Genomic DNA, 19,617 nt, shown 5'->3' on the forward strand with positions numbered 1-19,617 from the left:
GCCATGGCCGTCCCCACAACAATCGCCCAGGTCCCCGCCAACCTGCTGTCGCTGCACCAGGGTGAAGAAGAGTTGCGCCAGCGCGCTGTGCGTCTGGTCGAAGGCAACCCGGATCTGGCTGACCATTTGGACTTGGCCGAACGTGCCATGGACGTTATGGACATGCTGCGCCAGCACTACCAAGCCGATGACGACGAACGCGCCATTAGCCATCTCGGAATTCGCGCGTTCAATGGCTTTGCCACCGCGTGGAAGCTCGTGGCTTCGGGTTACTACCAGGCGGCCACGCTCATCTTGCGCGACATCGTGGAGACGACCAATTTGGTTAACGCCTTCCACGTGGACCGCGCTCTCATTGAGAAGTGGCGTAAAGCGGACCGACGAACGCTCAAGCGGGATTTCGGCCCCGCTGCCATCCGCAAAACCCTCGACGACGCCGCAGGCCTGGGTAAAAGCCGACGCGAGGATATCTACATCAAGTTCTCTACGCTGGCCGGCCACCCCACGCTTGATGGTTTCGCCATGCTGCGCCCCGCAGGCATGGATGCACACATTGGCCCTTTCTCGGACCTCACCGCGCTGCGCGCGGTGATGGAGGAGATGGGCATGCTGGCCCCACAGGCAGGGTTTGCGTTTTGCCTCTACCTGGATGAATCAATTGACGCGTGCAGACAGGTCACGCACCGCTTCTTGACAGGCGCGATGGACTATTCGGGCAAATACCTGGGCAGAGCTTACTCGACTGCAGAACGCGCGGAAGTCGATCGACTGTTCGCACACTCACCTTTTGAGGCGCGGTGATGAGATGGGGCTTGACAGAACTTCGGCAACACGTCGAGCGACTGTTTGGCGAAAGCCAGTTGCGCACCGTCAACCAATGCTTACGGACCATCGGTGATCGGCGCGAGTTCAGTCGCTATCACTTCAACGAAGCGAAAGGCCGGATGGAGGACGTCCTCTATGGACGTGAAGACTTTGAGCTGACGGCCGCGCTTTTGGGAGTATGCACGCGGTTGTCGACAATATGGTGCACTTTGTGTACTACGCACTGGGAGCCAATCTGGGAGCGACCACCAGATACGAAGGGAGCGCGACATCACCTGGTCGAACGTGAGCAAGGTGCTCAGTGGCGGACCCATCAAGGATGGGCTGAGCGCCTTGTTGGACGATCCAGGCTTCACCTATCTGGCGGCGCTGAGCAACCACTCCAAGCACCGTTCGATCATCGAGGTGTCCTATTCGGTGAACTTCGAGTCTGATGTAGTCGAACACGGCCTTCAATTCTCCTCCTTCAGCTACGACGGGGTGGACCACCCCGCCAAGTGGGTTCGCCCCACGCTGATCAACGAGTATCAGCGAAAAGAGGGCCTACTACTGACCATCGGTAACGCGGTGAACGACTTGCTCCGCGACCGGCCTTGAGCCCCACCGTCAGGGGCGCAGAGCGTTGCTCGACCGTCTGCTCTGGGTCGACAGCTGCCTCCGCGGCGTGCCGGTCGGCGTCCGGCAAGATGCAGACCACCCGGGTCGCCTATACCTCGTTGCGAGGCCATTCTTCGTGCACAGGCTGGTGGGTTGCCCGGTGCTTCCCGGGCTGTTACAACGCCAGCATGCTCGCGAAAGCGACTTGCAGAGGCTCAACCATGGGCGTTTCACGGATCGAACGCATCCTCATCCTGGCCAAGACCTACCCTTCCCCTAGTGCAAAGCACGTTGAGACCTCATGCGTCGCGGGCATCACCGAACAGGGGTGCATGCGCCGCCTCTACCCGGTGCCATTCCGGCTGATCGAAGAAGGCCAGCAGTTCAAAAAGTGGCAGTGGGTGACGCTTCGCGTGGAGAAAGCTCGGGCCGACCACCGACCCGAAAGCCACAAGGTGTACGTCGATACCCTAACCGTTGGCGACCACATCGACACGTCCCGAGGTTGGGCTTTACGCCGCGACTGGCTGGGCAAGATTCCTTTCTTCCCTTCGATGCAGGCACTAGATCACGCACGAATCAATGAGAAAGTCTCCCTTGCACTGGTCAAACCGGAGCGGATGCTCGGTCTGGAAATCACGCCTGCCCGTCACGCCGATTGGACGGTGGAGGAGCGCGAAAAGCTCACCCAGCAGCAAATGGAACTCTTCAGCGAGGAGGCCGCGCGCTCGCAGGTTCATGGGTTGCGCAAAGTGCCTTTCGATTTCTACTACCGCTTTGAGTGTAGGGGTCCGGAGGGGGTGCAGGTCGCCAAACACAAAATCGTGGACTGGGAAGCGGGGGCATTGTTCTGGAACTGCCAGCGCAGCCACGGTACCCGCTGGGAGGAGCCCTTCCGCGCGCGGCTGGAGACTGAGCTGCTCGACAAGGATCTGACGCTGATGATGGGCAACCAGCACCGCTTCCCTGACCAGTGGCTGGTGATAAGCCTTATCTATCCGCCAAGGCCAACACCAGAGCACAGCGCGCAAGGAGCATTGTTCTAGCCGCGGGCTTCGATGTGCCGAACGACTGCGCCGGCCCGCTTCTTAAGTGCATCAGCCACAAACGAACGATGGCACTGGCGGTAGTCAGCCTCGAAACACACGAGCGCGCAGCTCGCACGTCGGGTGAGATCGGCGAGGCGCTCGAGTGCGGCAGCCTGGCCAGTCAGATAGCGCAGAAACCCTTGGCTGTAATGCTTCCAGCTGCCGTCCTGCTTGTATTGCTGGCGGACAGGCTTGGGGCAACCCAGGTCCCGCATATGCACGTAGCCCAGCCCGGCCTGATCAAGAACGCCGGCCAAGGCTCGCTTGGAGAAGCCAGGTTTGCGTGATAAGGGAAGCTCGCGGATGTCGATAACGGTGTCGACGCCATGCTCCTTAAGCAGCGCGACGAACGTTGATGCGTCCAGACCTTCGTAACCGATGGTGAAAACCGTCATGGCAATGCCTATCAAGTGCGCGTGCAGTGTAACGGCTGCCTGCCCCAGATGGCTCGCGCCGTCTCATAAGATCTGGGCGACGCATGGCCCGCTCCCACAGCTTGCAAGCAAAGTTGGCCGTATGTGCGCCGGTTAGCGATGACACATCGTGTTGCGCACTCACCACCCGTGAGAGCTTGGCATGGGGAGCTCTCCACTGCGGCTTGGAGAGAAGGTATCGTCCAGAAGATTTACGGCCTAGTAGGGTCGTCCAAGCAGGACGCTGGAGGGGGTTCTACCCCGTTTCCACGGACGGTTTGATTAAGGCTGAAAACTCCCGGTCCCGCCTGGCGACTCTACGACGCATGCGCGGGTTGTGGAACCGCTCGAGGTAATCGAACAGGTCAGCACGCGCCTCGTTCCTCGTCCGGTAGCTGCGTCGGTACACCCGCTCGCGTTTGAGCACACCGAAAAAGCCTTCGCACGCCGCGTTGTCGGCGCAGTGTCCGACGTCGCTCATGCTGCAGACCAGAGCGTTGCCGCCCAGGAACTTCTGGTACGTACCGCTGATGAACTGGCCACCCCGATCGGAGTGCAGGATGAGCTCCGAACTTCCCTCCCGCTGCCACACGGCCATCTGGACCGCCCGCACGACCATGTGGCGATCCTGGCGGTGGTGCATCGACCAGCCGACCACGAGCTTGCTGTAAAGATCGACCACCACGCACACATAAAGCTTGCCTTCCTGGGTCACGACCTCGGTGATATCGGTGACCCACTTGGTTTCCGGTTCATTTGCATTGAAGTCGCGTTCGAGCCGGTTGATGACGCCGACCGGGCGAGAGCCCGGCTTGCCGCCGAACCGGCGCTTCCTGCGTCGTGGCCAACCTTGCAGACCCTCGCCGGCCATCAACCGCGCCACCCGGTTGAGGCTGACGTGCTCGCCCTCGTCGCCGAGGTCCTCGTGCATGCGAGGGGCGCCGATCACGCCCTTGCTGTCCTCATGGATCTCCCGAATGCGCTCCAGCAGGCGCGCATTCGCCTGTGCCCGTGGCCCCGGCTTGCGCCCGGCCCAGGCGTAGAAACCACTGGTTGAAACTTCCAGGCAGCGGCACATCATCCCGACGGGATAGTCGCTGCGGCAGCGCTCAATCACCGCGTACCGTTCGGTGATTGCTTCGCGAAGTACGCTGCCGCGTCTTTTAAAAAATCTCGTTCCTTCGTGACTCGTGCTAGCTCGCGCTTGAGGCGAGCCAGCTCCTCGTCGCGAGGCGTGCCGCCGCCGGGGAACGCCTTGCCCCCCTCGCTCTCCGCCTCGCGCACCCAACGGGTGAGCATGTTGGGGTTGACCCCGACCTCCAGGGCGATCTGGCGGCAACTCGACTTCGATCGCCGGACCAGCTCGACGAGCTCCCGCTTGTACTCGGGGCTGTAACGCTTGCGCTTCGACATGGACACTCCTTTGGCCCAGTATGAGCCTTAGTGAAAGTGTCCGCAGAATCGGGGTAGAACCCGAGGGATGTTCCCTAGCGCCAAGCGTTATTGTTATGCCGCATCTCCGTCCACTAGGAGGAGGACAAGCATGGAATCAGCCGAACTGGAAGCCGTCGTAACGCAGGCCAATGAGGCTTTGGCAGCCATCCAGGAGGCTCACGGACGATCGAACGTGCCGGAGGCGCGGATACGCTTTCCACGAGGCTTCATCCTGCCTGCCGCCACCTATCAGTCTGGCCTCCCAAGGCTTGGCACCAAGGTCCAGCGATCCAACGCCAGCTATGCGCTGCAAGCCATTGACGTGCTCCGTTGGGTTTGCGTACGTACGGATCTTTCTGGTGTAGCACTCAGCATGATCATCAAGGAAGCAATCTGCGTCATTGGGGCAATATGCGAGTGGCTCACCAAGGAGGCTACCCGAGGCGACGGGGCGCGACGGTCCTACACTCGTCGCACGCAAAAGCTGGTGGACCGGGGAGCGATCACGAAGGAGCTAAAGGCTGAGGTCGACTGGATCTGGGATGTTCGCTGTAACGAGCATCTACATGAGGTGCAGTCGCTCGAGCTGAGCATGTACTCGCGTCGGGACTACAACCGGGCCCTGGACGCGTTCAAGGCTCTTAAGTCTGCACTGATCGAGGTTTACGGGAAAGCAGGGGCATAAGCGCCCGCACCTGCCCGCCTGCGCAGCTCACGTGGTGTAACTCGGCAATTCACCATAGTTTGTGCGCTCGCAGTTCGCCAAAGTTTGTTCAATGGTTACAAACTTTGGGGTTCTGACCACCGGCCTGCAAACCCCGCGCGATGCGCCGCAGCGTGCGCTTCCGTATGGTGTGCATTACGGTAACCCGCAAATAACAAGGCCAATTCCGGCCCCAGGAGCGTCACATGCCCCGTACCACCCGTCTCGCCGGCGCCATTCTGGCCGGCCTGTTGTTCAGCACTGCCGCTGCCGCCACCGATTTCAGCCAGGTCGTCGTTTTCGGCGACAGCCTGAGCGATGCCGGCAATGTGTCGCTCGCCCAGGGCTCGCCGATACCGCTGCGCTTCACCACCAACCCCGGTACCACCAGCGCCGAGAACGTCGCGGCAGCGCTTGGCTTCACGCTGGCTCCTTCGCTGGCCGGCGGCACTGACTACGCCTTCGGCGGCGCGGGGGTGGTCTACAACTACGTGGCAGGCGTGCCGACGCTGCCACAGCAGATGGCCATGTACCTGGCTGCCAACGGCGGCGCCGCCGATCCCAATGGGCTCTACCAGGTCTGGGGCGGGGGCAACGACTTTCTGCAGCTGAGCAAGATGACGTCCGATCCGACCACCTTGGCCAATGGCATGGGGCTGGCGGCGCAGACCGAACTGCAGATGCTGGGTGGCCTGCAGCAGGCCGGCGCCCGCTACGTCGTGGTCTACAACCTTCCGGACCTCGGCAAGACGCCGGCAGCCGCGGCGCAGGGCCCGGCGGCACAGGCCGGCGCGTCGGGCCTGGCGGTGGTGTACAACGGCATCCTCGGGACGGGTCTCGGCCAGTTGAGCGAAGCCGGCCTGAACGTCATCCCCGTCAACACCTATGCGTTGATCAACGAGGTGGTCGCCGATCCCGCGGCGTTCGGTTTCAGCAACGTTACCGCGCCGGCCTGCAACGGCAGCTCGTCGCAATGTGGCCCCGCCGGCTCCGGCCTGCCGTTCTCGTATGCCGCCGGGACGGATCAGACCTACCTCTTCGCCGACGGCGTGCACCCGACCACCGGCGCCCACGCCATGCTCGCGCAGTACGTGGTCTCGGAAATCATGGCGCCGGGCCAGATCTCGCTGCTGGGCGAGGCGCCGCTGGCGGCATCGGCCGCGCAGTACCGCGCGATCCGCAACGAGATGCTGGCCGATGGCCAGGGCAGCGACACCCGCGTATTCGCCAGCGTCGACTACGGCCGCCAGCGCTTCGACGCGACCGAAGGCTCGCCCAGGACCAACAGCGACAACGTGAACCTCACCCTGGGCGCCGATGTGCGGGCCAGCGAGAACCTCTCGTTCGGCATGGCGCTGGGCCTGGGCCAGCACAACGCAGACTTCGCCGGCGGCATGGGCGGCTACAAGTTGCATGACATCTCCGGCCTCGGCTACGCGCTTTATCACAACGGCGGCGGCTACGTGGGCGGCTTCGCCAGCTTCGGCCAGTCGAACTTCAGCGACGTCAACCGGCGCATCCAGCTGAACCAGGCGCTGCGCACCGAGGGCGGCAAGGCCGACGGCTCGCACCTGGGCGGCGGCCTGGAGGGAGGCTGGTGGTTCGGTACCGGCAGCCTGAAGACCGGTCCGTTCGCGCACGTGGAATGGCAGACGGTCAAGATCGACAGCTACACCGAGTCGGGTGGCGACAGCACCGCGATGTGGTTCGGCTCACAGCAGCGGGACGCGCTGATCGAATCGCTCGGCTGGCGGCTGCAGGGGCAGTGGCAGGCGGGCGGCGCCACGCTGATGCCGTATGTCGAGCTGGCCTGGAACCATGACGACAAGGCCGACCCGCGCGAAGTCCGGGCCGGACTGGTCAGCATGCCGGGCAGCTTCGCCCTGACCGGTTACGTGCCGGACAAGAACTGGGCGAGCGCCGACGTGGGCCTGTCCGCACAGTTCAGCCCGAACGTCACCGGCTGGTTCGGCTACCACGGCCGTTTCAGCGACGACAACCAGAAGGACGACAGCCTGGACCTGGGCGTCAAGATCGGCTTCTGAGGCTGGTCCCGTCCCACGAAAAAGCCGCCCGAGGGCGGCTTTTTTGTTGGTCGGACGTCCGGATGGCTGGACGTCCGTGGTGCGGAAGGCTTACTTGCCCTTGCCGCCCGTGGCCATCTTCAGGATGTTCTCGGCCTGGTCCCTCAGGCTGGCGGCTTCGTCTTCGCTCAGCGGCTCGGTCTTGCTGCCGGAAACGGTCTGCTTGAGCACGAGGTTGCCGTCCTTGTCCCAGCCGGCCCGCTCGGTCGCACTGGGTTTGGCGTCCTGGCTGGCCTTCTTCTGCTGGACGACCACCCACGGCTTGCCGTCCCTGTAGGCGTAGTCGGTGCTGGTGAAGCCCTTGTCGCCGTAGTCGGCGCGGGCGCGGATGAACTGCACCTGGCCGTTCTGGCGGAACACCTGCCAGGCGCGCGAAACGTCCTTCTCCAGCTTGGTGCCGTTGCTGATCTTCATGCCGCCGATCTGCTTCTGCACGGCCTGGAAGTCGGCCAGCTCCTTCTCGCCAGGGGTCTGCTCGGCCACCAGTTCGATCGACACCTGGCTGGGCGCACCCTTGGTCAGCACCGGCGCCTGCAGCGCCATCTTGTAGTGGCGCTCGCCGTCGGTCAGATCGGCCTTGACCACGTACAGGTCAGCCGGATTGACGTCGGCGGGGTTGAAGGTGAGCTCGAACGACTGCGGGAACTGCACCGGGGCAATGGTCTTGCTTGCCAGCGGCGCGGCGCCGGCCTGGTCGGTCGAGGACACGTCCACCAGGTTGACCACCAGCCTGGCCTCCGGCGAGACGGTGCTGTCGCCGCGCACGGTGATCGTGCCGCTGACCGTGTTCGCCTTCGCCGCCGTGGCGGCATTGTCGCCGCTGCCCTGCTCGGGCGCGTTGGACCCGTTGCAGCCAGCCAGTGCCAGCGCAGCTACCGACATCAGCGACCAGACCATTCTGCGCATGGGAAAACCTCTATTCGATGGAAAGCATTGCTCGGGGATTGCACGGAAGCTGCACGCTGTCTCGCGTGCCTTTTCCGCGGGGGAAGTTCCAAGCATAGCGGAAAAAATGGTTCCCGGGCAAAAGTCAAGCCGGACTGATGGCAGCCCCGGCCAGCGCATTGCTCGCCGTCGACGGAGGCTCGGCAGGGGGTACATCTGCCAAAGCCCCTGATAAGCGCGGCGCGCTAGGATGGCTCCCTGGCGACCTCCAGGCCGGCGGCGGCCAGCGTTGCTTCCTGATGCCAGGAAAAACCCATGAACCTTGCACCGTCCTCACCCCAGCATGAAACCGGCGGGACCTTCGCCGATCGCATCAAGGTGCTGATCAAACGTGTCGGCAGCGTCACCGAGATCGCCCGCATGTGCGGTTTCTCCGAGGGCGTGGTGCGGAGCTGGCGGGACGGCAATACGGATCCCTCGCGGGCGCGCTGCGTGACCCTGGCGCGCACCCTCGGCATCTCGCTGGTCTGGCTGGTCGCCGGTGAGGGCGCGATCCAGCCCGAAGTCGACCTGGCCAGTCTCGACCGGCAGGACACCACCGATGGCAGGCGGCAGCCACAACCCCGTCTGGACGGTGCAGTCAGTCAGGCACTGGGAAGCACGGCCACCGGCGTCGACACGCAACGCCTGCATGCCGCAATGCGCATCCTGCAGTCGGAACTGGAACTGGCCGGGCAGCGGCTTTCGCTGGCCGACCACACCGACCTGCTGGCCAAGCTTTACGAGGCGGTGGGCCCCGGCGGCATGCGCGTGGATACCGACGCGATGCTGGCCTTCAACCGTCAACTGGCCGGACGGATCGGCCGCGCCGGCGCCTGAGGCACCCGGTGCAGACTGCGGCCCGGCCCAGGCGCGCTTGCGGTGCCGGCGTCACAGGCGCGCGATGTCGGCCACCGCCGCGAACTGCGCCTTCAGGCGGGCCAGCAGGGCCAGCCGGTTGGCCCGCACGCGGGCATCATCGGCGTTGACCATTACGCTGTCGAAGAACGCGTCCACCGGTGCCTGCAACCGGGCCAGGCGCGTCAGCACGGCGGTGTAGTCGCCGGCGTCACGCGGCGCGGCGGTGTCGGCCAGTGCGGCATCCAGCGCGCTGGCCAGGTCGTGCTCGGCGGGTGATTCGAAGCAGGTGGCATCGACCGCCCCGCCAGGCGCGACACCGGTTTCCTCCTCGGCCTTGCGCAGGATGTTGGCCACGCGCTTGTTGGCCGCGGCCAGGCTCGCCGCTTCGGAACGACGGCCGAATTCGGCCACCGCACGCAGGCGGCGGTCGAAGTCCGGCAACGTCAGCGGCGACACCGCCAGCACGGCTTCGAACTGTTCGGGCGTGAATCCCAGCTCCGCGTAATAGCCACGCAGGCGATCGACCACGAACTCGGTGAGGTCACCCAGCAGCGCGGCGCGGCGCGCGCCGGCGTCGAGTGCGACCGGCTTGCCGTCCTTGCCGGGCTTGATACCGGCCGCGAGCGCCGCGTCCGGCAGCAGCTCCAGCGCCTCGGCGAAGCTGGCGCGAAGGTCCAGCTCCAGCCCGGCTTCGACCAGCGTGCGGGCCAGGCCGAGCGCCGCCCGGCGCAGCGCGAAGGGGTCCTTGTTGCCGCTGGGCTTCATGCCGACGGCGAAAATGCCGGCCAGCGTGTCGAGTCGCTCTGCCACGGCGAGCACCTGCCCGACCGGGTCGGCGGCGATCGCGTCACCGGCGAAGCGCGGCTGGTAGTAGCTGTCCAGGGCCTGCGCCACCGGCTCGCCCTCGCCCTGGCGCTGCGCGTAGTAGCGTCCCATCACCCCTTGCAGCTCGGGGAACTCGCCGACCATGCGGGTCAGCAGGTCGCACTTGGACAGCGAGGCCGCACGGGTCGCAGCGCCGGCGTCGACGCCCACGCGCGCGGCGATCACGCGGGCCAGTTCGGCCACGCGCACGCTCTTGTCCCACAGGCTGCCCAGGGCCTGCTGGTAGGTGACGTTGCTCAGCTGCTCCTGGTAACCGGCCAGCGGGGTCTTGAGGTCCTCGTCCCAGAAGAACTTGGCGTCGGCGAAACGCGGGCGGATCACGCGCTCGTAGCCCTTGCGGATCTCGGCCGGGTCCTTCGATTCGATATTGGCGACACCGATGAAGTGTTCGGTGAGCTTGCCCGCAGCGTCGAACACCGGCACGAACTTCTGGTGGGTCTCCATGGTGGTGACCAGAGCTTCGGGCGGCACGGCAAGGAACTCGTGTTCGAAGGCGCAGGCAATCGCCGCCGGCCACTCGGTCAGGTTGGCGATCTCGTCCAGCAGCGCATCGTCCAGGCGCGGCACGCCGCCGGTCTGTCCGGCGGCGCGGGCAACCTCGTCCCGGATGCGCTCGCGGCGTTCCCGCGGATCGGCCAGCACCCTGGCCGCGCGGAGTGCGTCGAGCCAGCCGTCCGCGTCGGTCACATGCACGGGGTTGGGATGCATGAAGCGATGACCGCGCGACTTGCGGCCGCTCTTCAGCCCCAGCACCTGGCCCTCGACGATGTCGGCGCCATGTAGCATCACCAGCCAGTGGGCCGGGCGCACGAAGGCATAGTCGTGGTCGGCCCAGCGCATCGGACGCGGGACCGGCAGGCCCTTGAGCGCCTCCTCGACGATCTCCGGCAGCAGCGCGGCCAGTGGCTGGCCGGGCTTGACCGCGCGGAACACGAACCAGGCGCCCTTGTCGGTTTCCAGCTTCTCCAGCTGCGAGACCTCCACGCCACAGGACTGCGCGAACCCGGTCAACGCCCTGGACGGCTGGCCCTGCGCATCCAGTGCGGCATTGACCGCCGGACCGCGGCGTTCGAGGTGCTGCTCCGGTTGCGTGGCCGCCACCGCCGGCACGTACACGGCCAGCCGGCGCGGCGTGCAGTAGGCGCGCGCCGCGTCCAGCCCGCCCTCGATCCCGCGCCGGGAAAGGCCCTGCACGATGCCATCGAGGAATGCCTGCGACAGCTCGTCGAGCGCCTTGGGCGGCAGCTCCTCGGTGCCCAGTTCGATCAACAGCGATTTGGCGGCGCTCATGCGGCCTGCTCCTTCTTGGCGTTCTTCAGGCCGGGGAAACCGAGCTTCTGGCGCTGCGCCACGTACGCTTCGGCGACCGCGCGGGAAAGCGTGCGCACGCGAAGGATGTAGCGCTGGCGCTCGGTCACGCTGATCGCGCGACGCGCATCGAGCAGGTTGAAGGTGTGGCTGGCCTTCATCACCTGTTCGTAGGCCGGCAACGGCAGGTCGGCGGCGATCAGCTGGTTGGCGGTGGCCTCGCACACATCGAACCAGCGCAGCAGCTCGGCCACGTTGGCGTGTTCGAAGTTGTAGGTACTCTGCTCGACCTCGTTCTGGTGGAACACATCGCCGTAGGTGACCGTGCCGTGCGGGCCTTGCGTCCAGATCAGGTCGTAGACGTTGTCCACGTTCTGCAGGTACATCGCCAGGCGTTCGAGGCCGTAGGTGATCTCGCCCGTCACCGGCCTGCATTCCAGGCCGCCGGCCTGCTGGAAGTAGGTGAACTGGGTCACTTCCATGCCGTTGAGCCACACCTCCCAGCCCAGGCCCCAGGCGCCCAGCGTCGGCGATTCCCAGTTGTCCTCGACAAAGCGAAGGTCATGCACCTGCGGATCCAGCCCGAGCTCCTTCAGCGAGCCGATATACAGTTCCAGGATGTTCTCCGGATTGGGCTTCATCACCACCTGGTACTGGTAGTAGTGCTGCAGGCGGTTGGGGTTCTCGCCGTAGCGGCCGTCGGTGGGGCGGCGCGAGGGCTGCACGTAGGCGGCGGCCCAGGGCTCGGGACCGAGCGAGCGCAGGAAGGTTGCCGGGTGGAACGTGCCCGCACCGACCTCGGTATCCAGTGGCTGCAGAAGCACGCAGCCCTGCGCGCCCCAGTAGCGGTTGAGGGTCTGGATCACGTCCTGGAAAGTGCGCGCTGGCATGGCGATTGGCCTTACAACAAAGCGCGTTAGTATAGCCAAAGCCCGCGCCCGCACTGGCTCGGCGCCGCTCGAACGCACACGGGGGAGGCCCGTCCTCGATGGCCGCATCACCGCAAATCGCATCCCTGCTCGGCCGCCGCGGCCGGCTTGGGCTGGACGACGTGCTTGCAGCGCTGGTGGTCGACGGCTTCGTGGCCGCCGAGGATGCCAGGAACGTCCGGATGGGTTCCCGCGCCGGCCGCAGCACGATCGAGCTGCATCCGCTGGTACTGATCGCCAACGCCAAGCTGGCCAACCAGCGCGACCCGGGCCGACCGCTCAGCCTGGAGACGCTGACCGAATGGCTGGCCGGCCAGGCGGCGTTGCCGTATCTGAAGATCGACCCGATGAAGATCAACGTGGCGGCGGTGACCCAGGTGGTCAGCCACGCCTACGCCACGCGCCACCGCATCCTGCCGGTGGCGGCCACGCCGGCGGAGGTGACCTTCGCCACCAGCGAACCGTTCGACGCGGCCTGGGCGGGCGACCTGGCGCAGATGCTGCGCCGCGACGTGCGCCGGGTGGTGGCAAGCCCGCTGGACATCAACCGCTACCTGGCCGAGTTCTATGGCGTGCAGCGCTCGATCCAGATGGCGCAGGACGCCAAGGGCGCCGGCTACGACGCCTCGGCGGCGATCCTCAATTTCGAGCAGCTGGTTGAACTGGGCAAGACCGGCGAGGTCGGCGCGGACGACCGCCACGTCGTGCACATCGTCGACTGGCTGCTGCAGTACGCCTTCGAGCAGCGCGCCTCGGACATCCACCTGGAGCCGCGCCGCGAGGCCGGGCAGATGCGCTTCCGCATCGACGGCGTGATGCACAAGGTGTTCGAGCTTCCGCCCCCGGTGATGACCGCGGTGACCGCCCGCATCAAGATCCTCGCGCGCATGGACGTTGCCGAGAAGCGGCGCCCGCAGGATGGCCGCATCAAGACCCGGTCCTCTTCCGGGCGCGAGGTGGAACTGCGCATTTCGACCATGCCGACCGCCTTCGGCGAGAAGGTGGTAATGCGCATCTTCGACCCGGACATCGTGGCCAAGGATTTCTCGCAGCTGGGTTTCTCGCCGGAGGAGGATGCGATCTGGCGCTCGCTGGTCGAGCGCCCGCACGGGATCGTGCTGGTGACCGGTCCGACCGGCTCGGGCAAGACCACCACGCTGTATTCGACGCTCAAGCACCTGGCGCGGCCGGAGCTCAACGTCTGCACGGTGGAAGACCCGATCGAGATGGTCAGCCCCGAGTTCAACCAGATGCAGGTGCAGGCGTCGATCGAGCTGGACTTTGCCGCGGGTGTGCGCACGCTGCTGCGCCAGGACCCGGACATCATCATGATCGGCGAGATCCGCGACCTGGAGACCGCGCAGATGGCGGTCCAGGCCTCGCTCACCGGCCACCTGGTGCTCTCCACCCTGCACACCAACGATGCGCCCAGCGCGGTGACCCGCCTGCTCGACCTGGGCGTGCCGCATTACCTGATCCAGTCCACCCTGACGGGCGTGGTGGCGCAGCGACTGGTGCGCACGCTGTGCCCGCACTGCAAGCGCGAGGCGCAACAGGATCCGCACGCCTGGACCGCGCTCACCCACGGCTGGTCGCTGGCGACACCGGAAAAGGTGTTCGAGCCGGTGGGTTGTCTGGAATGCCGCAACACCGGCTTCATGGGTCGTACCGGCGTCTACGAGATGCTTCGGGTCAGCCCGCGCCTGCGCGGCCTGATTTCGGCCCAGCTCGACCTGGCCCGGCTCGGCGAGGCGGCGCTGACCGAGGGCATGCAGCCGCTGCGCATTTCAGCTGCAATGCAGGTGGCCAAAGGCTTGACCACGGTGCAGGAAGTGCTCACCGTGTTGCCGCCCATCGAACACGAGGGCCAGTCCCTCCAGACCTCCGCATGAAGCCGATCCTGATCATCCGTACCGGCCGGGCGCCGGATTCGATACGCGCACGCCACGGTGATTTCCCGCACTGGTTCCGCCTGTGCGCGGCACTCTCGCCGGTGCGGTTGCGGGTCGTCGACGTCGCTGCCGGCGAAAGTCTGCCGCCACCGAAGGAGGCTGCCGGCGCGCTGATCACCGGTTCTGCCGCGATGGTCACCGAACGCGCCGCCTGGAGCGAGCGGACTGCCGGATGGATCCGGGACGCCATGGACGCCCACCTGCCGTTGTTCGGCGTCTGCTACGGCCACCAGCTGATGGCCCATGCCCTGGGCGGGCGCGTGGACTACCTCCCCGGCGGGCGTGAGATCGGCACCGTGCCGATCGAGCTGACCACGACGGCCGGCTCGGACCCGCTTACCGCCCGACTGCCCCCCAGTTTCCGCGCCCACACGACGCACGAGCAAAGCGTGCTGGAGCCGCCGTCCGGCGCCACGGTACTCGCCCGCTCGGCGCGCGATCCGCATCACCTGCTCCGCTATGGACCCAATGCGGTGAGCGTCCAGTTCCATCCGGAGTTCAACGCCGAGGTCATGCGCGCCTACATCCGCCGCAAGCGGGAGGCGATGCGGAACGAAGGCAGCGATCCGCACCGGATCTGGCGCGAGGTGGCCGCAACGCCTTTCGCGCGGCAGGTCATGCGCGGATTTGGTCTGCGCCACGGGCTGAGCGGGGCGTAGTCGCGGAGCGCGCCGGCGTGGCGCGCGTACGGGCCGAAAGTACCGCGCTCAGCGCGGCCTGGGCGGCAACGGAAACGGCGTGATCTTCTGGCCATCGCTGGCCTCGCGGATGACCAGCGTACCCTTGCGCTCGACTTCCTCGATGCGCACGATCGACTGCATCGGCAGGTGGAGCACGCGGGTGTCGGCGAATTCCTCGCGCAGGCGCTCCTCGGTGGGATCGACCAGCAGGCCGGAGCCGGCCGGCTCGAACACCAGTTCGCCGATTTCGGTAAAGCCCCACAGCGGGCTGGTGTCCACGTGCCGCGCATACAGCTCGTAGCACTTGCCCAGATGCAGGAAGGTGATCTTGTAGAGTCTCTTGGCGCGCATGACATCCAGTTTAGCCGCGCAGGCGGCGGGCGATCGCCTGGCGCGAGAACAGGGCGAACAGCATGCCGAACAGAAAGCCGGCGATGTGCGTCCACCAAACCACCGCACCGTAACTCGGGCCGGCGTAGCTGAAGAGCAGCTGGAGCAAGACCCAGATGCCGATCAGCAGGTACGCCGGCACGCGCACGAACTCGAGAAACAGGCCCAGCGGCAGCACCAGGCCCAGCCGCGCACGCGGGAACAGTGCCGCATAGGCACCGAGCACCGCGGACACCGCGCCACTGCAGCCAATGATCGGCAGCCGCACGCCGGCGAGCGTCAGCGCACCCACCAGATTCGCCACGATGCCGCCCGCGACGAAGAGCGACAGGAACCGTGTCGATCCCAGCGTACGCTCGGCGGGCAAGCCGAAGATCACCAGAAAGAGCAGGTTGCTCAGCAGGTGGATCCAGGCGACGTGGATGAACAGCGCGGTGAAAAGGCGCACCAGTGCTGCATCGCCGAGCTGTCGCCAGAAGGCTTCGTGCGTGTCGAAGATATTGGCCGGAATGGTTCCCCACTCGAGCAGGAACGATATGCGCTGCGGGGGCGGCATCAGAGCGAGGGCGACGAAACTGGCCACGCACACGAGCACCAGCAGCAGGGTCGCCCATTGCGTGACTGAGCGCCGCCGGGTTTCCACATGGACGAACAAGGCGGCGTCTCCCTCGGCGCGGCGTCGTGTCAGCACGCATCATAGAGGCATGGAGGAACGCGTGGCCGACTCCACGCCGGTTCAAGGAGCCGAACAAGGTGGGCGACCCCCACGATTGGGACGCATGTCACGCGCGGACGCATGAGGGGTAGTCATGGCCTCGTCCGGGAACGTACGGGCCGCGCCGGGGCGGGTGGAGGCGACGGGTGTGAGGGTCGCGCCCGAGGGGCTCCTGCGGAGGCGAGGGGGAGTCTTCCCAAGCGGAGGCCGGGCGATCGCCGTTGACGGGCGCCGCGTGGTGCCACGCGGTCACAAAGAAAAAACCCCCACCGGGATCGGTGAGGGTTTTTGGATAAAGCCCCTGGCGGTGACCTACTCTTGCATGGACAAGCCACACTACCATCGGCGCGGCTGCGTTTCACTTCCGAGTTCGGGATGGGATCGGGTGGGACCACAGCGCTATGGCCGCCAGGGAAGGGGTTGAAGCAGCGCTTGTCGAGCGCCTGGCTTCAAAAGGGGTAAACGAGTGACAAGCGATTTGGATCTAGTCGAACCCGGATGCGTCATCGAAGCGGGTCCTGGCTCTTTTGAAGAGTCCGGCCATGGATGGCCGGGTTCGTCGCAGAGGGACCTGCATACGCGAAGCGTCTTGGGGTTATATGGTCAAGCCGCACGGCGCATTAGTACGCGTAAGCTCAATGCATTGCTGCACTTCCACATCGCGCCTATCAACCACCTGGTCTTGATGGTGCCTTAAGGAGAGTCAAGCTCTCGGGAGATCTCATCTTGGGGCGTGCTTCCCGCTTAGATGCTTTCAGCGGTTATCACTTCCGTTCATAGCTACCGGGCAATGCCTCTGGCGAGACAACCCGAACACCAGCGGAACGTCCACTCCGGTCCTCTCGTACTAGGAGCAGCCCCCCTCAAATCTCCAACGCCCACGACAGATAGGGACCGAACTGTCTCACGACGTTCTGAACCCAGCTCGCGTACCACTTTAAATGGCGAACAGCCATACCCTTGGGACCGGCTACAGCCCCAGGATGTGATGAGCCGACATCGAGGTGCCAAACACCGCCGTCGATATGAACTCTTGGGCGGTATCAGCCTGTTATCCCCGGAGTACCTTTTATCCGTTGAGCGATGGCCCTTCCATACAGAACCACCGGATCACTAAGACCTACTTTCGTACCTGCTTGATCCGTCGATCTTGCAGTCAAGCACGCTTATGCCTTTGCACACAGTGCGCGATGTCCGACCGCGCTGAGCGTACCTTCGTGCTCCTCCGTTACGCTTTGGGAGGAGACCGCCCCAGTCAAACTACCCACCATACACGGTCCCTGACCCGGATTACGGGCCTAGGTTAGAACGTCAAGCACTTCAGGGTGGTATTTCAAGGATGGCTCCACGCAAACTGGCGTCTGCGCTTCAAAGCCTCCCACCTATCCTACACAGAAGAACTCAACGTTCAGTGTAAAGCTATAGTAAAGGTTCACGGGGTCTTTCCGTCTTGCCGCGGGAACGCTGCATCTTCACAGCGATTTCAATTTCACTGAGTCTCGGGTGGAGACAGCGCCGCTGTCGTTACGCCATTCGTGCAGGTCGGAACTTACCCGACAAGGAATTTCGCTACCTTAGGACCGTTATAGTTACGGCCGCCGTTTACTGGGGCTTCGATCAAGAGCTTCGCCTTGCGGCTGACCCCATCAATTAACCTTCCAGCACCGGGCAGGCGTCACACCCTATACGTCCACTTTCGTGTTTGCAGAGTGCTGTGTTTTTGATAAACAGTCGCAGCGGCCAGGTTACTGCGACCCATCAGAGCTCAGCTACGCATGTAGCCACCCCGATGGGCGCACCTTCTCCCGAAGTTACGGTGCCATTTTGCCTAGTTCCTTCACCCGAGTTCTCTCAAGCGCCTTGGGATTCTCACCCTGCCTACCAGTGTCGGTTTGCGGTACGGTTTTTCTTAAGCTGAAGCTTAGTGGCTTTTCCTGGAAGCGTGGTCTCAGTCACTTCGCCCAATAGGGCTCGTCTCGGTGCTCGGCGTATGTGATCCCGGATTTGCCTAAGATCACCGCCTACCGCCTTTCCCCGGGACAACCAACGCCCGGTAGACCTAACCTTCTCCGTCCCCACATCGCACTTAAGAAAAGTGCAGGAATATTAACCTGCTTCCCATCGACTACGCATTTCTGCCTCGCCTTAGGGGCCGACTCACCCTGCGCCGATGAACGTTGCGCGAGGAAACCTTGGGCTTTCGGCGTGCGGGCTTTTCACCCGCATTATCGTTACTCATGTCAGCATTCGCACTTCCGATACCTCCAGCAGACCTCTCGATCCACCTTCACAGGCTTACGGAACGCTCCTCTACCGCGCACATTGCTGTGCACCCCGAGCTTCGGTGTAGTGCTTAGCCCCGTTAAATCTTCCGCGCAGACCGACTCGACCAGTGAGCTATTACGCTTTCTTTAAAGGGTGGCTGCTTCTAAGCCAACCTCCTGGCTGTCTATGCCTTTCCACATCGTTTTCCACTTAGCACTAACTTGGGGACCTTAGCTGCGGGTCTGGGTTGTTTCCCTTTTCACGACGGACGTTAGCACCCGCCGTGTGTCTCCCGGATAGTCTGTCCTGGTATTCGGAGTTTGCCATGGTTTGCTAAGTCGCGATGACCCGCTAGCCATAACAGTGCTCTACCCCCAGGAAGATTCGTCCGAGGCGCTACCTAAATAGCTTTCGAGGAGAACCAGCTATCTCCGAGTTTGTTTAGCCTTTCACTCCTATCCTCAGCTCATCCCCATCTATTGCAACAGATGTGGGTTCGGTCCTCCAGTGCGTGTTACCGCACCTTCAACCTGGCCAAGGATAGATCACTCGGTTTCGGGTCTACTGCCAGAGACTATGCGCCCTATTCAGACTCGGTTTCCCTTCGCCTCCCCTAGACGGTTAAGCTCGCCACTGACAGTAAGTCGCTGACCCATTATACAAAAGGTACGCAGTCACCCTTGCGGGCTTCCACTGCTTGTACGTATACGGTTTCAGGGTCTATTTCACTCCCCTCTCCGGGGTTCTTTTCGCCTTTCCCTCACGGTACTTGTTCGCTATCGGTCAGTCAGGAGTATTTAGCCTTGGAGGATGGTCCCCCCATGTTCAGACAGGGTTTCTCGTGCCCCGCCCTACTCAATTTCACGCACGGTGCCCTTTCGTCTACCGGGCTATCACCGTCTATGGCGGACCTTTCCAGGTCCTTCAACTAAAACACTGTGCGCTTTTGGGCTGCTCCGCGTTCGCTCGTCGCTACTTACGGAATCTCGGTTGATTTCTTTTCCTCCGGGTACTTAGATATTTCAGTTCCCCGGGTTCGCCCCGTACACCTATGTATTCAGTGCACGGTACCGCCTAAGCGGTGGGTTTCCCCATTCGGACATTGCCGGATCAAAGCTTGTTGCCAGCTCCCCGACACTTTTCGCAGGCTGCCACGTCCTTCATCGCCTCTGACTGCCAAGGCATCCACCGTATACGCTTGGTCGCTTGACCATATAACCCCAAGTCGCCTCGGGGCATACTCCCGTTCCTCCTCAGGAACCGGATTCCGCCAAACAACGCTCGCTACAATTGCCTCAACGACACATCTCGGTTCGGTTTCGAACCAAAACGCTTGTCACTCGTTTACGTTTTCAAAGAACACCACGCCGGCCTCAACGCCGGATGGCTTCAAATCAATCTTTGTGTGCGCTTAGATCTACACATCCGTTGGCGGTCGTGCCAGGTACTGGTGGAGCCAGTCGGGATCGAACCGACGACCCCCTGCTTGCAAAGCAGGTGCTCTCCCAGCTGAGCTATGGCCCCATAAGTGGCAGGGAACTTCAAGCTTGCCCGAATCTTGTTC

Annotated in this window: 15 protein-coding genes, 1 tRNA gene and 2 rRNA genes; 8 read left to right on the forward strand and 10 right to left on the reverse strand. The window is 64.0% G+C overall.

Features of this window, described 5'->3' with window-relative positions; all coding sequences use genetic code 11:
* Positions 1 to 3: 3 nt before the first annotated feature.
* From LQ771_RS14470 to LQ771_RS14480, 3 genes are all read left to right on the forward strand, one after another.
* Positions 4 to 801 (forward strand): hypothetical protein, encoded by a 798-nt coding sequence (locus tag LQ771_RS14470; RefSeq protein ID WP_231350085.1) that lies wholly within the window; start codon positions 4 to 6, stop codon positions 799 to 801.
* Between the two features lie 309 nt (positions 802 to 1,110).
* A complete protein-coding gene (locus LQ771_RS14475) occupies positions 1,111 to 1,422 on the forward strand; it encodes a hypothetical protein (RefSeq protein WP_231350086.1) in 312 nt (103 codons plus the stop codon).
* Between the two features lie 221 nt (positions 1,423 to 1,643).
* Entirely contained in the window at positions 1,644 to 2,468 is an 825-nt protein-coding gene (locus LQ771_RS14480; protein ID WP_231350087.1) for a hypothetical protein, read from the forward strand.
* Here the strand turns inward: LQ771_RS14480 and LQ771_RS14485 are convergent.
* Positions 2,465 to 2,905, reverse strand: coding sequence for a DUF488 domain-containing protein (locus LQ771_RS14485; RefSeq protein WP_231350088.1), 441 nt, complete (start codon positions 2,903 to 2,905; stop codon positions 2,465 to 2,467). The genes LQ771_RS14480 and LQ771_RS14485 overlap by 4 nt on opposite strands.
* 274 nt (positions 2,906 to 3,179) lie before the next feature.
* Positions 3,180 to 4,336, reverse strand: a protein-coding gene (locus LQ771_RS14490; RefSeq protein WP_100224864.1) for an IS3 family transposase whose coding sequence is annotated in 2 segments (ribosomal slippage) — positions 3,180 to 4,087 and positions 4,087 to 4,336 — 1,158 coding nt in all. Because the reading frame shifts where the segments join, the coding sequence is not laid out codon by codon here.
* Between the two features lie 130 nt (positions 4,337 to 4,466).
* On the opposite strand from LQ771_RS14490, the gene LQ771_RS14495 reads away from it, so the two are divergent.
* A complete protein-coding gene (locus tag LQ771_RS14495) occupies positions 4,467 to 5,042 on the forward strand; it encodes a hypothetical protein (RefSeq protein ID WP_231350089.1) in 576 nt (191 codons plus the stop codon).
* 224 nt (positions 5,043 to 5,266) lie between these two features.
* Positions 5,267 to 7,105, forward strand: coding sequence for an autotransporter domain-containing protein (locus LQ771_RS14500; protein ID WP_231350090.1), 1,839 nt, complete (start codon positions 5,267 to 5,269; stop codon positions 7,103 to 7,105).
* Between the two features lie 90 nt (positions 7,106 to 7,195).
* Here LQ771_RS14500 and LQ771_RS14505 read toward each other — a convergent pair whose 3' ends face one another.
* The gene (locus LQ771_RS14505) at positions 7,196 to 8,050 is read right to left on the reverse strand and encodes a DUF1481 domain-containing protein (RefSeq protein WP_231350091.1); all 855 of its coding nucleotides are present in this window, start codon (positions 8,048 to 8,050) and stop codon (positions 7,196 to 7,198) included.
* A gap of 294 nt (positions 8,051 to 8,344) precedes the next feature.
* Here LQ771_RS14505 and LQ771_RS14510 point away from each other — a divergent pair, with 294 nt between their 5' ends.
* Complete coding sequence (locus LQ771_RS14510; RefSeq protein ID WP_231350092.1) at positions 8,345 to 8,908, forward strand: helix-turn-helix domain-containing protein; 564 nt, start codon at positions 8,345 to 8,347, stop codon at positions 8,906 to 8,908.
* A gap of 51 nt (positions 8,909 to 8,959) precedes the next feature.
* On the opposite strand, the gene glyS is transcribed toward LQ771_RS14510, so the two are convergent.
* Entirely contained in the window at positions 8,960 to 11,104 is a 2,145-nt protein-coding gene (glyS, locus tag LQ771_RS14515; protein ID WP_231350093.1) for a glycine--tRNA ligase subunit beta, read from the reverse strand.
* Positions 11,101 to 12,012, reverse strand: a complete 912-nt coding sequence (gene glyQ / locus LQ771_RS14520) for a glycine--tRNA ligase subunit alpha (protein ID WP_231350094.1) — start codon at positions 12,010 to 12,012, stop codon at positions 11,101 to 11,103. Before glyQ ends, glyS begins: the two co-directional genes overlap by 4 nt.
* A 98-nt stretch (positions 12,013 to 12,110) precedes the next feature.
* On the opposite strand from glyQ, the gene tfpB reads away from it, so the two are divergent.
* A complete protein-coding gene (gene tfpB, locus LQ771_RS14525; RefSeq protein WP_231350095.1) occupies positions 12,111 to 13,943 on the forward strand; it encodes a type IV pilus assembly ATPase TfpB in 1,833 nt (610 codons plus the stop codon).
* Complete coding sequence (locus LQ771_RS14530) at positions 13,940 to 14,662, forward strand: glutamine amidotransferase (protein WP_231350096.1); 723 nt, start codon at positions 13,940 to 13,942, stop codon at positions 14,660 to 14,662. Before tfpB ends, LQ771_RS14530 begins: the two co-directional genes overlap by 4 nt.
* A gap of 48 nt (positions 14,663 to 14,710) precedes the next feature.
* Here LQ771_RS14530 and LQ771_RS14535 read toward each other — a convergent pair whose 3' ends face one another.
* The 5 genes from LQ771_RS14535 to LQ771_RS14555 all read right to left on the reverse strand — a co-directional run bounded on the left by LQ771_RS14535 (position 14,711) and on the right by LQ771_RS14555 (position 19,577).
* Positions 14,711 to 15,034: a DUF1820 family protein gene (locus tag LQ771_RS14535; RefSeq protein WP_231350097.1), complete on the reverse strand. Its 324-nt coding sequence runs from the start codon at positions 15,032 to 15,034 to the stop codon at positions 14,711 to 14,713.
* 10 nt (positions 15,035 to 15,044) lie between these two features.
* Positions 15,045 to 15,728: a rhomboid family intramembrane serine protease gene (locus LQ771_RS14540; protein ID WP_231350098.1), complete on the reverse strand. Its 684-nt coding sequence runs from the start codon at positions 15,726 to 15,728 to the stop codon at positions 15,045 to 15,047.
* A 359-nt stretch (positions 15,729 to 16,087) separates the two neighbouring features.
* Positions 16,088 to 16,201: ribosomal RNA gene (gene rrf / locus LQ771_RS14545) — 5S ribosomal RNA — on the reverse strand.
* A 186-nt stretch (positions 16,202 to 16,387) separates the two neighbouring features.
* Positions 16,388 to 19,265: ribosomal RNA gene (locus LQ771_RS14550) — 23S ribosomal RNA — on the reverse strand.
* Positions 19,266 to 19,501: 236 nt separating this feature from the next.
* Positions 19,502 to 19,577: transfer RNA gene (locus LQ771_RS14555), tRNA-Ala, on the reverse strand.
* Between the last annotated feature and the right edge of the window lie 40 nt (positions 19,578 to 19,617).

The sequence above is a fragment of the Frateuria soli genome (genome assembly GCF_021117385.1).
Taxonomy (GTDB): Bacteria; Pseudomonadota; Gammaproteobacteria; order Xanthomonadales; family Rhodanobacteraceae; genus Frateuria_A; species Frateuria_A soli.

Bases quoted from the DNA above. Each gene is read 5' to 3' on its own strand.
- LQ771_RS14470 (WP_231350085.1), top strand. From the start codon at position 4: ATGGCCGTCCCCACAACAATCGCCCAGGTCCCCGCCAACCTGCTGTCG.
- LQ771_RS14480 (WP_231350087.1), top strand. From the start codon at position 1,644: ATGGGCGTTTCACGGATCGAACGCATCCTCATCCTGGCCAAGACCTAC.
- LQ771_RS14485 (WP_231350088.1), bottom strand. From the start codon at position 2,905: ATGACGGTTTTCACCATCGGTTACGAAGGTCTGGACGCATCAACGTTC.
- LQ771_RS14495 (WP_231350089.1), top strand. From the start codon at position 4,467: ATGGAATCAGCCGAACTGGAAGCCGTCGTAACGCAGGCCAATGAGGCT.
- LQ771_RS14500 (WP_231350090.1), top strand. From the start codon at position 5,267: ATGCCCCGTACCACCCGTCTCGCCGGCGCCATTCTGGCCGGCCTGTTG.
- LQ771_RS14505 (WP_231350091.1), bottom strand. From the start codon at position 8,050: ATGCGCAGAATGGTCTGGTCGCTGATGTCGGTAGCTGCGCTGGCACTG.
- LQ771_RS14510 (WP_231350092.1), top strand. From the start codon at position 8,345: ATGAACCTTGCACCGTCCTCACCCCAGCATGAAACCGGCGGGACCTTC.
- glyS (WP_231350093.1), bottom strand. From the start codon at position 11,104: ATGAGCGCCGCCAAATCGCTGTTGATCGAACTGGGCACCGAGGAGCTG.
- glyQ (WP_231350094.1), bottom strand. From the start codon at position 12,012: ATGCCAGCGCGCACTTTCCAGGACGTGATCCAGACCCTCAACCGCTAC.
- tfpB (WP_231350095.1), top strand. From the start codon at position 12,111: ATGGCCGCATCACCGCAAATCGCATCCCTGCTCGGCCGCCGCGGCCGG.
- LQ771_RS14530 (WP_231350096.1), top strand. From the start codon at position 13,940: ATGAAGCCGATCCTGATCATCCGTACCGGCCGGGCGCCGGATTCGATA.
- LQ771_RS14535 (WP_231350097.1), bottom strand. From the start codon at position 15,034: ATGCGCGCCAAGAGACTCTACAAGATCACCTTCCTGCATCTGGGCAAG.